The sequence below is a fragment of the Micromonospora auratinigra genome (assembly GCF_900089595.1).
Lineage (GTDB): Bacteria > Actinomycetota > Actinomycetes > Mycobacteriales > Micromonosporaceae > Micromonospora > Micromonospora auratinigra.
This window is the reverse complement of record NZ_LT594323.1, coordinates 5,507,760-5,521,097: the sequence shown is the minus strand read 5'-3', so window position 1 is coordinate 5,521,097 and position 13,338 is coordinate 5,507,760. Positions and strand designations below refer to the sequence as shown.

The 13,338-nt window shown below is 73.6% G+C and carries 13 protein-coding genes; 2 read left to right on the top strand and 11 right to left on the bottom strand.

Annotated features, from left to right (window positions below; genetic code table 11):
* Nucleotides 1-11 precede the first annotated feature (11 nt).
* The 4 genes from GA0070611_RS25070 to GA0070611_RS25055 form a co-directional block, all read right to left on the bottom strand.
* Nucleotides 12-1,976, bottom strand: a complete 1,965-nt coding sequence (locus GA0070611_RS25070) for a DUF5941 domain-containing protein (protein WP_091669203.1) — start codon at nucleotides 1,974-1,976, stop codon at nucleotides 12-14.
* Nucleotides 1,973-2,716, bottom strand: a complete 744-nt coding sequence (locus GA0070611_RS25065; RefSeq protein ID WP_091669198.1) for an ABC transporter ATP-binding protein — start codon at nucleotides 2,714-2,716, stop codon at nucleotides 1,973-1,975. The genes GA0070611_RS25070 and GA0070611_RS25065 overlap by 4 nt, the downstream gene beginning before the upstream one ends.
* Nucleotides 2,717-2,759: 43 nt before the next feature.
* Nucleotides 2,760-3,587 (bottom strand): ABC transporter permease, encoded by an 828-nt coding sequence (locus tag GA0070611_RS25060; RefSeq protein ID WP_091669194.1) that lies wholly within the window; start codon nucleotides 3,585-3,587, stop codon nucleotides 2,760-2,762.
* A gap of 92 nt (nucleotides 3,588-3,679) precedes the next feature.
* A complete protein-coding gene (locus GA0070611_RS25055) occupies nucleotides 3,680-5,050 on the bottom strand; it encodes an L-serine ammonia-lyase (RefSeq protein ID WP_091669191.1) in 1,371 nt (456 codons plus the stop codon).
* A gap of 364 nt (nucleotides 5,051-5,414) precedes the next feature.
* On the opposite strand from GA0070611_RS25055, the gene GA0070611_RS25050 reads away from it, so the two are divergent.
* Entirely contained in the window at nucleotides 5,415-5,612 is a 198-nt protein-coding gene (locus GA0070611_RS25050; protein ID WP_091669187.1) for a PspC domain-containing protein, read from the top strand.
* 72 nt (nucleotides 5,613-5,684) lie between these two features.
* On the opposite strand, the gene GA0070611_RS25045 is transcribed toward GA0070611_RS25050, so the two are convergent.
* From GA0070611_RS25045 to pdxH, 7 genes are all read right to left on the bottom strand, one after another.
* A complete protein-coding gene (locus GA0070611_RS25045; protein WP_091669184.1) occupies nucleotides 5,685-6,509 on the bottom strand; it encodes a DUF4230 domain-containing protein in 825 nt (274 codons plus the stop codon).
* Nucleotides 6,510-6,607: 98 nt separating this feature from the next.
* Nucleotides 6,608-7,768 carry an acyl-CoA dehydrogenase family protein gene (locus tag GA0070611_RS25040; protein WP_091669181.1) on the bottom strand — a complete coding sequence of 387 codons (1,161 nt, stop codon included), beginning with the start codon at nucleotides 7,766-7,768 and terminating at the stop codon, nucleotides 6,608-6,610.
* A 31-nt stretch (nucleotides 7,769-7,799) separates the two neighbouring features.
* Nucleotides 7,800-8,105 (bottom strand): type II toxin-antitoxin system VapB family antitoxin, encoded by a 306-nt coding sequence (locus GA0070611_RS25035; RefSeq protein ID WP_091669177.1) that lies wholly within the window; start codon nucleotides 8,103-8,105, stop codon nucleotides 7,800-7,802.
* Between the two features lie 130 nt (nucleotides 8,106-8,235).
* On the bottom strand, nucleotides 8,236-8,838 hold the full coding sequence (locus GA0070611_RS25030; RefSeq protein ID WP_091669172.1) for a nitroreductase family protein: 603 nt from the start codon (nucleotides 8,836-8,838) through the stop codon (nucleotides 8,236-8,238).
* A gap of 2 nt (nucleotides 8,839-8,840) precedes the next feature.
* Nucleotides 8,841-9,767 carry an aldose 1-epimerase family protein gene (locus GA0070611_RS25025; protein WP_091669167.1) on the bottom strand — a complete coding sequence of 309 codons (927 nt, stop codon included), beginning with the start codon at nucleotides 9,765-9,767 and terminating at the stop codon, nucleotides 8,841-8,843.
* A 37-nt stretch (nucleotides 9,768-9,804) separates the two neighbouring features.
* Nucleotides 9,805-11,103, bottom strand: a complete 1,299-nt coding sequence (locus tag GA0070611_RS25020) for an MFS transporter (protein ID WP_091669162.1) — start codon at nucleotides 11,101-11,103, stop codon at nucleotides 9,805-9,807.
* Nucleotides 11,100-11,729: a pyridoxamine 5'-phosphate oxidase gene (gene pdxH, locus GA0070611_RS25015; RefSeq protein WP_091669158.1), complete on the bottom strand. Its 630-nt coding sequence runs from the start codon at nucleotides 11,727-11,729 to the stop codon at nucleotides 11,100-11,102. The genes GA0070611_RS25020 and pdxH overlap by 4 nt, the downstream gene beginning before the upstream one ends.
* 272 nt (nucleotides 11,730-12,001) lie before the next feature.
* On the opposite strand from pdxH, the gene GA0070611_RS25010 reads away from it, so the two are divergent.
* On the top strand, nucleotides 12,002-13,108 hold the full coding sequence (locus GA0070611_RS25010; RefSeq protein ID WP_091669155.1) for a citrate synthase 2: 1,107 nt from the start codon (nucleotides 12,002-12,004) through the stop codon (nucleotides 13,106-13,108).
* The last annotated feature ends 230 nt before the right edge of the window (nucleotides 13,109-13,338 follow it).

Here is a 13,338-nt window from a genome sequence, read left to right as displayed (position 1 = left end):
CGCCCCTGGCGTCAGCCCGGCGAGCGCACCCCGCCACCGACCGGCGCCGGCGTCCGTCGGGCGCGGGCCGGCAGGACCACCCAGGCGAGGACCACACTCGCGACGAAAACCACGAGAAGGTACGTACCGAGTGTAGCCAGAGCGATGCTCACAATTCCGGCGATCGCCGCGATCCCCAGCAGCACCGACCGGCCCTCCCAGCCCAGCGAGGCGTCGTGCAGCGGCGGTGCCGCCTGCCGCTTCTCCAGCCGCGCGGTCAGGTCGTAGTGGTGCAGGGTCAGCACGAAGACGTACCCGAAGATCAGCCAGGCGGGCGCGCCGCCGACCATCCCGACGGCGATGGCGAAGAGGTACTCGCCGGCCCGCAGCACGGCCGGGACCAGCCAGTCCAGCGGCCCGTCGGGCACCACCCGCGCCCCCACCACCGCGCGCAGCCAGCCCAGCAGGGCCACCGCCACCGCCCAGCGCGGCGTGTCCGTGCCCTGCCAGGCCGCCCAGAGCAGCAACGCCAGCGGCAGCAGCGCCGGCAGCAGGGCCAGCGGCAGCTCACCGACGCCCCACCGACCGACCCGCCCCGGCACGGCGGCCACGAACCGCCGGACCGCCGGCCCGTCGTCGCGGTGCAGCGAGGCGTCCACCGTGGTCAGCACCGGCACCCGCATCCACCACGCGCGCAGGGTCCGCAGCGCCCCGGTGTACGCGAACGCCAGCGTCCCCCAGACCAGCACCGCGCAGAGCGCCACCAGCGGGCCGAAGAGCGCGGCGGTCAGCGCCATCAGCGCCCAGCGCTCCCCGATCGGGAAGACCACCGTGCGCTTCAGCCAGTACGACACCGAGCCGGTGTCCGCCTGCACCTTCGTCGAGGCGGCGTTCAGCTTCCCGCCGATCCCGCCCGCGTCGCCCGTCGCCGCCCTGGGTCGCCGGGCCGCCTCGTCGTGCAGCACGCCGTACCAGGTGTCGGTCATGTGCCGGACCGTCTGCAGGGTCATCGCGGCGATCGCCAGCGCCCAGCCGTACCGGAACCCGGCGTGCGTCGCGCCGTAGCCGAGGCCGGCGTAGACGACGTACTCCTTGGCCCGGTCGGCCATCGTGTCCAGCCAGCCACCCCAGGCGCTGAAGTGCCGGGTGTAGCGGGCCAGTTGGCCGTCCACGCAGTCCAGCACGAAGCCCAGGTAGAGCAGGATGCCGCCGGCCACCAGCGCGGCCCGGCCGCCCACCCCGAACAGCACCGCCGCCGCCACCGCGAAGACCACCGAGATCATCGTGACCGCCGTCGGGCCCAGGCCGAGCCGGGCCGCCGCCTTCGCCACGTACGGGGACCAGGTGCTGACGAAGAAGGTGGTGAAGAAGTCGTCGCGCTCCTTCACCGACAGCCGCAGCTCCGCCTTGTCCTCGTCGACCGAGGCCACGTCCGCGGCGGCCCGGGACAGCTCCGCCCCGGTGTCGACCCGGTGCGCCACGAGCAGGCGTACCCGCTGCGCGAAGATCAGCGGACCACGCGCCGCGAGGCCGGCGAAGAGCCGGTCCAGCGCGGACGCCCCGGTCTCCCCGGCGGCGTCGGTCGCGGCGGCGGCCAGGTGGGGCAGGTCGGCCTGGCCGACCCGCAGCGCGCCGCCGAACACCCCGGTCGCGCCCGCCGGGTCGTCGACCGCGACCACCTGGCCGCGCTCCTCGCGGACCGTCGCCCGGCCGGCGGCCGGCGGGTCGGTGAGCACCAGGGCCACCGTCGGGCCCACCGGGCTGGTCGCCAGATGCCTCAGTACGGCGGTGTGCGCCACCAGGTCGGCCCCGCTGAGCAGCACCGGGCCGGTCGTGCCGGTCAGCAGGGCGGCCAGCTCGGTCAGGTCGCCGGCGACCCGCACCTCGTCCGCCCCGGCCCGCCGCCACTGGTCGGTGAGCCGGTCGACCAGGCGTTCCCCGGCATCGGTGGTCAGGCCCGCCGCCGGTCCGGCGGCGAGCACGATCGCCAGGGTCACCGCGGCCCGGCCCCGGCGTACGCCGTGAGCGCCTCGTCGATGGTCCCGTCGACGGTCAGCCGTCCGGCGTCGAGGTAGAGGCCCCGACGACAGAACCGGGTGAGGTCCTTTTCGTTGTGTGACACCAGCACCAATGTGCGCCCTTCCGCGAGAAGTCGCTCGATGGTCGCATAGCACCTGGCGCGGAACTCGGCGTCCCCGACCGCGGTCACCTCGTCCATCAACAGGATCGGATGCGGCAGGTGGGCGATGATGGCGAAGCCGAGCCGCACCTTCATGCCCGACGAGTAGTGCCGCACCGAGGTGTCCACCGAGCGTTCCACCTGCTCACCAGCGAACGAGACGATCTCGTCGAAGTGCCGCCGCAGGTACCCCGTGGAGAGCCCGTGCAGGCCGCCCACCAGGTACAGGTTCTCCCGCCCGGTCAGGTCGTTGGAGAAACCGGCGGAGAGTTCCAGCAGCGGGGCCACCGCGCCGTGCACCGCGATCCGCCCCTCGTCGGGGATCAGCACCCCGGCGATCAGCCGCAGCAGGGTGCTCTTGCCGGTGCCGTTGCGCCCGACCACCCCCACCGTCTCGCCCGGCTCGATGGCGAACGAGACGTCCCGCAACGGCCAGAACCGGCCGGTGTCCGCCCCGCGCCGGCCCCGGTGGATCATCAGCTCGCGCAGCCGGAGCTGCCGCCGCCGGTTCCGCACGAACCGGATGCCGAGCCCGTCCGCCTCGATGATCGCCGCCATCTCAGACTTCCCCCGCCTGGGCGCAGAGTTCCTTCGGCACGGCTCAGAGTTCCTTCAGCACGGCCGGCTCCAGCCGGCGGAACGACCACCAGCCGGCCGCCAGCACCAGCAGACTGCCCAGCACCGTCACGGCGAGCAGCCGGGCGTCCGGGAACTCGTCCGGGTACCAGATCGCGTGGTGCAGCTGGAAGATCCCGACCAGCGGGTTCAACTCGTACGCGATCTTCAGCCAGGTCGGCATGCCCGAGTCCCGGACCAGGGCGAGCGGATAGATGATCGGGGTGGCGTAGAAGAGCACCCGGATGATCAGCCGCATGAACCGCTCGATGTCGCGCATCAGCACGTTCCACGCCGACAGCAGCAACGCGACCCCCACCAGCAGCACGAACTGCACCGCGATCGCCAACGGCAGGGAGAGCAGCGACCAACCGAGACGGATCTTCCCGTGCGCCACGTAGATCGCCGCGATGCCGGCCAGCACCGGCAGCCCGGCCAGGTACTCGGCGAACCGGCCGGTCACCCGGCCGATCGGGAAGACCTGCCGGGGCACGTTCATCGTGGTGATCAGCCGGGCCTGCCCGGTCAGCGCGTTGGTCGCCTCGGTCAGCGCCGAACTGGCCCACATCCAGGCGAAGATCCCGGTGATCAGGAACAACGGGTACGACCCGGCCGCGTCACCCAGGTGCCGGCGGGTCGCGCCGGAATAGAGCACCCCGAAGACGAACCAGTAGATCAGGCCCATGCCGAGCGGCTCGATCAACGACCAGAAGTAGCCCAGCACCGACTGCTGGTACTTCACCGCGAGGTCCCGCTTGACCAGGATGCGCAGCGAGTTGCGGGCCGACCAGAGCGCGCCGACTCCTGTCGTCACCGTCCCATCCTCGCCTCCGCCGCCGGTGGATCGACGCGGCCGCCCGCCGGGTCACCCCATTGTGTCCCACCCGGGCCGGGCCGGGGCCGGTCTCAGCACTCGATGACGTTGACCGCGAGGCCGCCCCGCGCCGTCTCCTTGTACTTCACCTTCATGTCCGCGCCGGTCTCCCGCATGGTCTTGATGACCTTGTCGAGCGAGACCGCGTGCACCCCGTCCCCGCGCAGCGCCAGCCGGGCCGCGGTGATCGCCTTGATGCTGGCCACCGCGTTGCGCTCGATGCACGGGATCTGCACCAGGCCACCCACCGGGTCGCAGGTCAGACCCAGGTTGTGCTCCATGCCGATCTCGGCCGCGTTCTCCACCTGCTCCGGCGTGCCGCCCAGCGCCTCGGCGAGCCCGGCCGCCGCCATCGAGCAGGCCGAGCCGACCTCGCCCTGGCAGCCGACCTCGGCCCCGGAGATCGAGGCGTTCTCCTTGAACAGCACCCCGATCGCGCCGGCCGCGAGCAGGAACCGGACCACGCCCTCCTCGGAGGCGCCCGGCACGAACCGGGTGTAGTAGTGCAGCACCGCCGGGATGATGCCGGCGGCACCGTTCGTCGGGGCGGTCACCACCCGGCCGCCGGCCGCGTTCTCCTCGTTGACCGCCAGGGCGAACAGGGTCACCCAGTCCATCGCCCGCAGCGGGTCGGTGGAGTCGGTGTCCGCCTCCAGGCTGCGGCGCAGCTCCGCCGCCCGGCGGCGGACCTTCAGCCCGCCCGGCAGCACGCCGTCGCGGGCGCAGCCGTTGTCGACGCACTCCCGCATCACCCGCCAGATCTCCAGCAGCCCGGCCCGGACGTCCGCCGCGCTGCGCCAGGAGAGCTCGTTGGCGAGCATCACCTCGCTGATCGACAGCCCGTTCCCGGTGGTCACCGTCAGCAGCTCCGCGCCGGTGAGGAACGGGTACCGCACCCGGGTGCTGTCCGGCTTGATCCGGTCCGCCCCGGCCGCCGCCTCGTCCACCACGAACCCGCCACCCACGGAGTAGTACGTCCGCGCCCGCACCTCGGCACCGGCCGCGTCGTACGCCGCGAAGGTCATCCCGTTCGGGTGGTACGGCAGCGACCGCCGCCGGTGCAGCACCAGGTCCCGGTCCGGGTCGAAGTCGATCTCCTGGGTGCCGAGCAGGGCCAGCCGCCGCTGGGCCCGGATCCGCTCCACCCGGGGCCCGACGGTGTCGGTGTCGACCGTCTCCGGGGCCTCCCCCTCCAGCCCGAGCAGCACCGCACGGTCGCTGCCGTGCCCGTGCCCGGTGGCGCCCAGCGAGCCGAACAGCTCCGCCTGCACCCGGGTGACGTCGGTGAGCAGCCCGTCCGCCTTGAGCCCGGCCACGAACGTCCGGGCGGCCCGCATCGGCCCGACGGTGTGCGAGCTGGAGGGGCCGATACCGACGCTGAAGAGGTCGAAAACACTGATCATGGCTGCACTTTCCTCGCCGTCGTACCCGTTGTGCGGATCCGGACCGGTGCGCCGGCCCGGTGCGGGACGGCGGGCGGGCCCCAGGGTGTGGGGCCCCACCAGGGCCCCGGGGGTGTGGGACCCGACCGGCGAGCCTACCCGCCCAGGTCAGTACCCGCCCTCACCACGGGACACTCCCGCCCGCCCCGCGGCGGCCGCGGGGGCCGGACGAGGCCGGGCCGGGGTGCGTCGGTGGGGAGTCGCCGGGGTAAGCACCTACGGGTGCCCGGGTCGCCGATCCTCCTCGGGGCCGAGGGCGGGGCGCGCACCCCTTCCTACCGTGGAATGCAGCGCGGCGGATCGCCGCAGAGTGGGAGTACGACAGATGAGTCGCAAACTGGTCCGGCCCCGCGAGGGGCGCATGTTCGCCGGCGTCTGCGCCGGCCTGGCGCAGCGGTTCGGCATGTCGGCCGGCATGATCCGGCTGCTGTTCCTGCTGTCGCTGCTGCTGCCCGGCACCCAGGTGATCGTCTACCTGGTGCTGTGGATCCTGATGCCGAACGAGGACCGCGTCCGCTACTGACCCCCGCCGCCGCCCGACGCGCGGAGACCGACGACGCCCGCCCCGGCACCGGCCGGGGCGGGCGTCCGCGCGTCAGGAGGCGGTGTAGGTGACGGTGACCTGCTGGTAGCCGAGCGAGCGCAGCAGGCCCTCCAGCATCTTGCGGGTGTTCTCCTCGGCCCGGGCGGTCAGCCCGCTGTCCCGGGCCGCGGTGGTGATCCGGTCCTCGGCGAGCTGGTAGACCTGCTGCTGCCGGTTGGCGTCGCCGGCCACCAGGTCGTTGATCCGGTTGAACAGGCCGCGCTCCTCGGCGAAGACGTAGCTCTTGTCCAGGTCGAGGTTGGTCTCGCCGAGCTGCGGGGCGGGGAGTTTGATCTCCACCGACTTCTTGTCGGCCGACTCCACCACCGCCCCCTCGGCGATCCTGGAGAAGTCCACGTACGCCTCGACCGAGCCGGCCCCGACGAAGAGGGTCCGCTGGTTGAGCAGGAAGTCCGGCACGTTCTTCCGGTCCTTCTGGAGGTCGACCACGACCTGGAAGTCACCTTCGGCGGCCACGTACCGGCTGAGGTCGCGGATCGACTTGAGCAGCGGCGGCTGGCTGCGGTCGGTCTGCTCCTTGGCGAACGGGTTGCGGAAGTCCGGCAGGATGCCGGTCGCCTGCACACCGATCAACGCCACCACGACCAGCGCGGCCGCGCCGAGCACCGCCAGCAGGCCGCGCACCGCCCCGCCACCGGGCCGGGCGGCAGCCGGCGAGGGCCCCGGGTAGGGCTCGTCACCGACGCCCCGGCCGGACGCCGGAGCCGGGCCCGGGATCGGGTCGCCGGTCGCCCCGGACCGGGCGCGCAGGTCGTCGCCGGTCGGGTACTCCGGGAACTCCCGGGTGGGCTCGTTGCTGTCACCGTCGCGGGCCATGCGCCCTCACCGTCCTCGTCCGACACATCGACTGATGATGACGTTACGGCCCTCGTGCGACAGTCGCGCGGCGAGCGACCCGAACGGGTGACCGCAGGTCAGGCGAAGGCGGAGAGGCCGGTCAGCCGCTGCCCGATGACCAACTGGTGGATCTCCGAGGTGCCCTCGTAGGTGAGCACGCTCTCCAGGTTGTTGGCGTGCCGCATGATCGGGTACTCGCCGGAGACGCCGTTGGCGCCGAGGATGGTCCGGCACTGCCGGGCGATGGCCAGCGCCTCCCGCACGTTGTTCAGCTTGCCCACGCTGACCTGCTCCGGACGCAGCGACCCGGCGTCGGCGAGCCGGCCCAGGTGCAGCGCCAGCAGCAGTCCCTTGTTCCACTCGACCGCCATGTCGGCCAGCTTGGCCTGGGTGAGCTGGAAGCCGGCCAGCGGCCGGCCGAACTGGGTGCGGGTGGTCGCGTACGACAGGGCGGTCTCCAGGCAGTCGCGGGCCGCGCCGAGCGCGCCCCAGACGATGCCGTGCCGGGCCTCGGTGAGGCAGCTCAGCGGCGCCTTCAGGCCGGTCGCGCCGGGCAGCCGGGCGTCCGCCGGGAGGCGGACCCCGTCGAGCGAGATCTCGCCGGTCAGCGAGGCGCGCAGGGACATCTTGTGCCGGATCTCGTGCGCCGTCACCCCGGGCGTGTCCATGGGTACGGCGAAGCCGCGTACCCCCTCGTCGGTGCGCGCCCAGATCACCGCGACGTCGGCGATCGGCGCGTTGGTGATCCACATCTTGCTGCCGTCGAGGATCCAGTCGTCGCCGTCGCGGCGGGCCCGGGTGGCCATCGAGGCCGGGTCGGAGCCGTGGTCCGGCTCGGTCAGCCCGAAGGAGCCGATCGCCTCGCCGGCCGCCATGGCGGGCAGCCAGCGCTGCTTCTGCTCCTCGCTGCCGTAGCGCCAGATGGCGTACATGGCCAGCGAGCCCTGCACCGAGACCAGGGAGCGGACGCCGGAGTCGCCGGCCTCCAGCTCCAGGCAGGCCAGCCCGTACGCGACGGCCGACGCGCCGGCGCAGCCGTAGCCGGTCAGGTGCATGCCGAGCAGGCCGAGCTTGCCGAACTCGCGGGCCAGCTCGCGGGCCGGGACCTGGCCGTCCTCGTACCAGCCGGCGACGTGCGGGCGGACCCGGTCGTCGACGACCTGGCGCACGACGGCGCGGATCTGGCGTTCCTCCTCGCCCAGCGACGCGTCGATGTCCAGCAGGTCGAGAGGGCTCATGCCGTCACCTTAACGAAGACTCAGGCGGGCGTCACTCGGCCTGCGGGCCGAGCACCAGCACCCGGGCGTGGATCTGGTTGCGCTGCTGGAGCGCGGCGCGCAGCGCCCGGTGCAGGCCGTCCTCCAGGTAGAGGCCGCCGTTCCACTGCACCACGTGCGGGAACAGGTCGCCGTAGAAGGTCGAGTCCTCGGCGAGGAGCTTGTCCAGCGCCAGCTCCCGCTTGGTGGTGATGAGCTGGTCCAGCCGCAGCGGGCGCGGCGGGATCTCGGCCCACTGCTTGAGCGTGAGGTTGTGCTCCGGGTAGGGACGCCCGTCCCGGACCGCTCTGAAGATCAAGGCGCGCTCCCCTCCCCTGGCCCGGCTGCTGATGTCCGTGTCAGCCTAGCCGGAGCCGTCACACCGCGTTTTACGCCCTCATGTCGGGTTCACCACGTCCGTTACCCCCGCCGGCCAGCGGGAACCACGCTCAGCTCCAGCGACCCCGGTGGACCACCTCGCCCACCGGACGCCGTCCGCGCCGCAACGACGGTGACCGGTGGTCGGGCGCCCGGTAACCGATGGTGACCGCACCGATCGGCTGGTACTCCGCCGGCACGCCGAAGGCCTCCCGGTACGCGTCGAGCCGCTGCGGCGGGATGCCGAAGAAGCACGCGCCCAGCCCCTCGTCCACGGCGGTGAGCAGCATCAGCAGCGCGGCGAAGCCGGTGTCCACGTACCAGTACGGCACCGGCCAGCGATCGGTCGAGCGGTCCGCCCAGCCCTTGTCCGCCTCGGCGTACCGGTCCAGGTAGGCGGCCCGGTTGGCGTGCGGCACCACGATCAGCGGAGCCCGGCGCATCCCGGCCAGCCAGCGTTCCCGGCCACCACTGCCGGGCGTGGTGGCCGACCAGAACAGCTCGCGGTCGGCCGGCTCCTCCAGCACCAGGAACCCCCAGCCCTGCGCGAAGCCCGCCGAGGGCGCCCGGGTCGCGTGCTCCAGCAGGCGGGCCACCACGTCGGGCGGGACCGGCCGGTCCGGGTCGTAGTTGCGGACCATCCGGCGACGCCGGACGACCTCGGCGAACTCCATGCTCAGGCCCCGGGCCGGATGCCCCAGGCACCCCGCCAGGTCTGCCCGGGGGCCAGCGCGATCACGTCCCTGCCGGAGCGGAACGCGTCCGCCGGGCAGGTCATCGGCTCGACCGCGACGGAACGCCGGTGCCGCTCGCCGGTCAGGGTGTCGCCGGTGAAGACCTGCCACCAGCCGAACTCGCGGTCGGCCCAGATGTGCACCTCCGCGCCGCCCGGGGCGGCCAGGGTCACCGACGAGCCACCGTCGGTGTCACGGACGACGTCACCGAAGGCCAGGTCGAGCACCGCGTCGCCGATCTTGCGAGGCTCGGTGAAGTCGTACTCGGTGCCGGCGACCTCGGTCGCGGCGACCGGCAGCAGGCGGCTGTCCAGCAGCACCCGGTTGCGCCCGGGCACCCGCAGCGACAGCTCGTCCACGGCCGCGTCGGGCAGCCGCAGGTAGGGGTGGACCGAGAAGCCGAACGGCGCTTCCTCGCCGGCCAGGTTGGTCACCTCGTGCTCGGCCCGCAGCCCGTCCGCCCCCACGCTCCAGCGGGTACGCAGCCGCAGCGCCCACGGGTAGCCCGGTCGCGCCGGCAGGTCGTAGCCGACCGTGACGCTCTCCGGCGACTGCTCCACGAGCTGCCAGGCCGACCAGTTGACCAGGCCGTGGATGGCGTTGTGCCGGGCCGGCTCGCTCAGGTCGAGCTGCAGTTTCCGGTCACCGAAGGTGTAGACGCCGTCCCGGATCCGGTTGGGCCAGGGGGCCAGCACCTGCCCGGCGGAGCCGGGGCAGAGCTCGTCCGCCGCGTACCCGTCGAGGTAGTCGACCCCGTCGCGCCGGTAGGTCCGCAGGCCACCGCCGACCTCGACGACGACCGCCTCGTGGCCGTCCGCGGCGATGGTCCACTGTGCACCGGACGGTGACGTCCCCGTGACATTCTCCATGCCGGCGACCCTAGTCGATCGGCGGAAGGGTGCCCGGTCAGCGGCCGGCATCCGGGACGCCCGCCGCCCGGTAGCGCAGCAGCGCCGGGAAGACCGCCACCAGCGCCACCGCCAGCACCGCCGCCGCCAGCCCGCCGCCGACCATCGCCACGCCGGTGCCGAACGCCGCCGCGGTGGCCCCGGCCCGCAGGTCGCCCAGGCGCGGGCCGCCCGCGACCACCACCGTGTTGACGCCCTGCAACCGGCCGCGCATCCGGTCCGGCGCGTAGACCAGCAGCATCGACTGCCGCAGCGTGGCGCTGACCAGGTCGGCGGCGCCGGCCAGGCCGAGCAGCGCGACCACCAGCCAGAGCTGCCGGGCCAGCCCGGCGAGGCCGATGGCGATGCCCCAGCCGACCACCGCGACCACCAGCGCCAGCCCCTGCCGACGGACCCGGCCGATCCAGCCGGAGGTGAGGCCGCCCAGCATCGCGCCGATGGCGATGGCGCTGTAGAGCCAGCCGACCGCCGCGCCGCCGCCGAAGCGCTGCTGCGCCAGCTCGGGGAAGAGCGCGCGCGGCATGGCCAGGATCATCGCGATCAGGTCGATGGCGAAGGAGAGCAGCAGCACCGGCGTGGTGGCCAGGTAACGGAAGCCGTCCACGATGCTGGCCAGGCCCGCCCGGCGCGGCGCGTCGGCGCCGTCCGGGTCCGGCTCGGGCGGCATCGCCGGCAGCCGCAGGGTGGCCCAGAACGAGACGGTGAAGAGCAGGGCGTCCACCGCGTACGCGACCGGCAGCCCGACGTCGGTCCGCCAGGCGGCGAAGATCAGGCCGGCGGCCAGCGGCCCGAAGACCGAGGTCGCGGTGAACGTGGTGTAGTTCAGCGTGCTGGCCGCCGGGACCAGCCCGGTCGGCACCAGCCGGGGCAGGATCGCGCTGCGCGCCGGTGAGGTGATCGCGAACGCGGTCGACTGCACCGCCACCAGCCCGAGCAGCAGCAGGGGGCTGCCCACCCGCAGCAGCGACTGGACCAGCAGCGCCAGGGTCGACGCCCAGAGCAGCGCCCCGCCGGCCAGCAGCACCCGGCGGCGGTCCCGGGCGTCGGCCACCGCGCCGCCCCAGAGCCCGAAGACCAGCAGCGGCACGAACCCGGCGACGCCCAGCAGGCCCACCCAGAACGAGCCGCCGGTCAGGTCGAACATCTCCACCGGCACCGCCACGGCGGTGAACTGGAAGCCGAACATCGCCACGCCGTTGCCGAGCCACACCCGGCGGTACGCGGGCACCCGCAGCGGACGCAGGTCGATCGCCCAGCGGCGCGTTCCGCGCGGCCGGGTCTCGGTCGTCCCGCTCACGGGGCGAGCCGCTCGACGACCCAGTCGCCGGCGTCGGTGCGGCGGAACCGCAGCCGGTCGTGCAGCCGGCCGGCCCGCCCCTGCCAAAACTCCACGGTCTCCGGGCGCACCCGCAGGCCGCCCCAGTGCGGTGGCGCGGGGATCGGCTCCACCCCGGCGAAGCGCTCGGCCGCCGCCCGGTACGCAGCGTCCAGGGCGGCCCGGTCGGGCACCACGCTGGACTGGGTGCTGGCCCAGGCGCCGAGCTGGGAGCCGCGCGGCCGGCCGGCGAAGTACGCCTCGGTCTCGGCCCGGCCCACCCGCTCGACCCGGCCGGCGACGACCACCTGCCGCTGCATCGGGAACCAGGGGAAGACCAGGCTGACCCACGGGTTGGCGGCCGCCTCGGCGCCCTTGCGCGAGCCGTAGTTGGTGAAGAAGATGAATCCCTCGGGGTCGTAGCCCTTGAGCAGGACGGTCCGGCCGCTGGGGCGGCCGTCGGCGTCGGCGGTGCCGACCACCATGGCGTTCGGCTCCGGCAGCGGGTACGCGACCGCGTCGGCGAACCAGCGCCCGAACTGGGTGTGCCAGTCCGCCGCCAGATCGGTTTCGGAAAGGCCCAGGTCGGCCGCGTACTCGTTACGCATACCGGCCGGAGTGGGTGTGTTGCCCGTCACAGTCTTCGTCCCCTTCGTCGGGGTGACCGCGTCCCCCGACGCTGGCCAGGCCCCACCGCCAAGTCTGGCCGAGGACGTGAGCTTGTCCACCGGCGGGGATGTCGCGTGGCGCACAGTCGCAGTGGGTCGCGCACTCGGTTACCCAGCAGGCAAGATGTCACGAACACATCCCTGAGGGTCGCCTAAGCCGCGGGCCGGAATCCCGCCCGCGCGGCCACCACCGCCGGAAGCCAGGAGACGACATGTCCGACTTCAAACCGGGCCTGGAGGGCGTCGTAGCCTTCGAGACCGAGATCGCCGAACCCGACCGCGCGGGCGGCTCGCTGCGCTACCGCGGCGTGGACATCGAGGATCTGATCGGCCAGGTCTCCTTCGGCAACGTCTGGGCGCTGCTGGTCGACGGGCGCTTCGGCCCGGGCCTGCCGCCGGCCGAGCCGTTCCCGGTGCCGGTGCACTCCGGCGACATCCGCGTCGACGTGCAGTCCGCGGTCGCCATGCTCGCCCCGTACTGGGGGCTCAGTCAGCTGCTCGACATCTCCGACGAGCAGGCCCGCGAGGACCTGGCCCGGGTCTCCGTCACCGCGCTCTCCTTCGTCGCCCAGTCGGCCCGCGGCCTCGGCCTGCCGGCCGTCCCGCAGAAGGAGATCGACAAGGCCGAGACGATCGTCGAGCGGTTCATGAAGCGGTGGCGGGGCGAGCCCGACCCCCGGCACGTCAAGGCGGTCGACGCCTACTTCATCTCGGCCGCCGAGCACGGCCTGAACGCCTCCACCTTCACCGCCCGGATCGTCGCCTCCACCGGCGCCGACGCCGCCGCCTGCATCTCCTCCGGCATCGGCGCGCTCTCCGGCCCGCTGCACGGTGGCGCCCCGTCCCGGGTGCTCACCATGCTGGAGGCCGTCGAGCGCAGCGGCGACGCCGAGGGGTACGTCAAGGGCGTCCTCGACCGGGGCGAGCGGCTGATGGGCTTCGGCCACCGGGTCTACCGGGCCGAGGACCCGCGCGCCCGGGTGCTCCGGCGCACCGCCAAGGAGCTGGGCGCGCCGCGCTTCGAGGTCGCCGAGGCGCTGGAGAAGGCCGCGCTGGCCGAGCTCCAGGCCCGCCGCCCCGACCGGGTGCTCGCCACCAACGTCGAGTTCTGGTCGGCCGTGGTGCTGGACTTCGCCGAGGTGCCGGCGCACATGTTCACCTCGATGTTCACCTGCGCCCGGATGGGCGGCTGGTCCGCGCACATCCTGGAGCAGAAGAAGCTCCAGCGGCTGGTCCGCCCGTCGGCCACCTACGTCGGCCCGGGCACCCGCAAGCCGCAGCAGGTCGAGGGCTGGGACGCGATCCCGCACGGCGTCTGATCCCACGTACCCCCGAGGGGCCCGGTCCGCGACGGACCGGGCCCCTCGCGCTGTGGCGCATCCCTCAGCACCGGGAGTGGGACCAGCCGTCGGGGCCGGCCGCCCGGGTGCGAGGATGAAGTCCGGCAGCGCTGCCGGACCGGGCCCGGATCCCGGCTCCCCGCGCCTCCGTGCGCGGCCGTCGTCGGTCCGCGCCCGCACCAGGGCCCGCCCTCGCCCATGCGGAAGGA

What these genes read in the sequence shown, in the direction of transcription:
- GA0070611_RS25010 (WP_091669155.1), top strand. Translation starts at nt 12,002, where the DNA reads ATGTCCGACTTCAAACCGGGCCTGGAGGGCGTCGTAGCCTTCGAGACC.
- GA0070611_RS25045 (WP_091669184.1), bottom strand. Translation starts at nt 6,509, where the DNA reads ATGGCCCGCGACGGTGACAGCAACGAGCCCACCCGGGAGTTCCCGGAG.
- GA0070611_RS25040 (WP_091669181.1), bottom strand. Translation starts at nt 7,768, where the DNA reads ATGAGCCCTCTCGACCTGCTGGACATCGACGCGTCGCTGGGCGAGGAG.
- GA0070611_RS25050 (WP_091669187.1), top strand. Translation starts at nt 5,415, where the DNA reads ATGAGTCGCAAACTGGTCCGGCCCCGCGAGGGGCGCATGTTCGCCGGC.
- GA0070611_RS25030 (WP_091669172.1), bottom strand. Translation starts at nt 8,838, where the DNA reads ATGGAGTTCGCCGAGGTCGTCCGGCGTCGCCGGATGGTCCGCAACTAC.
- GA0070611_RS25065 (WP_091669198.1), bottom strand. Translation starts at nt 2,716, where the DNA reads ATGGCGGCGATCATCGAGGCGGACGGGCTCGGCATCCGGTTCGTGCGG.
- GA0070611_RS25055 (WP_091669191.1), bottom strand. Translation starts at nt 5,050, where the DNA reads ATGATCAGTGTTTTCGACCTCTTCAGCGTCGGTATCGGCCCCTCCAGC.
- pdxH (WP_091669158.1), bottom strand. Translation starts at nt 11,729, where the DNA reads ATGCGTAACGAGTACGCGGCCGACCTGGGCCTTTCCGAAACCGATCTG.
- GA0070611_RS25025 (WP_091669167.1), bottom strand. Translation starts at nt 9,767, where the DNA reads ATGGAGAATGTCACGGGGACGTCACCGTCCGGTGCACAGTGGACCATC.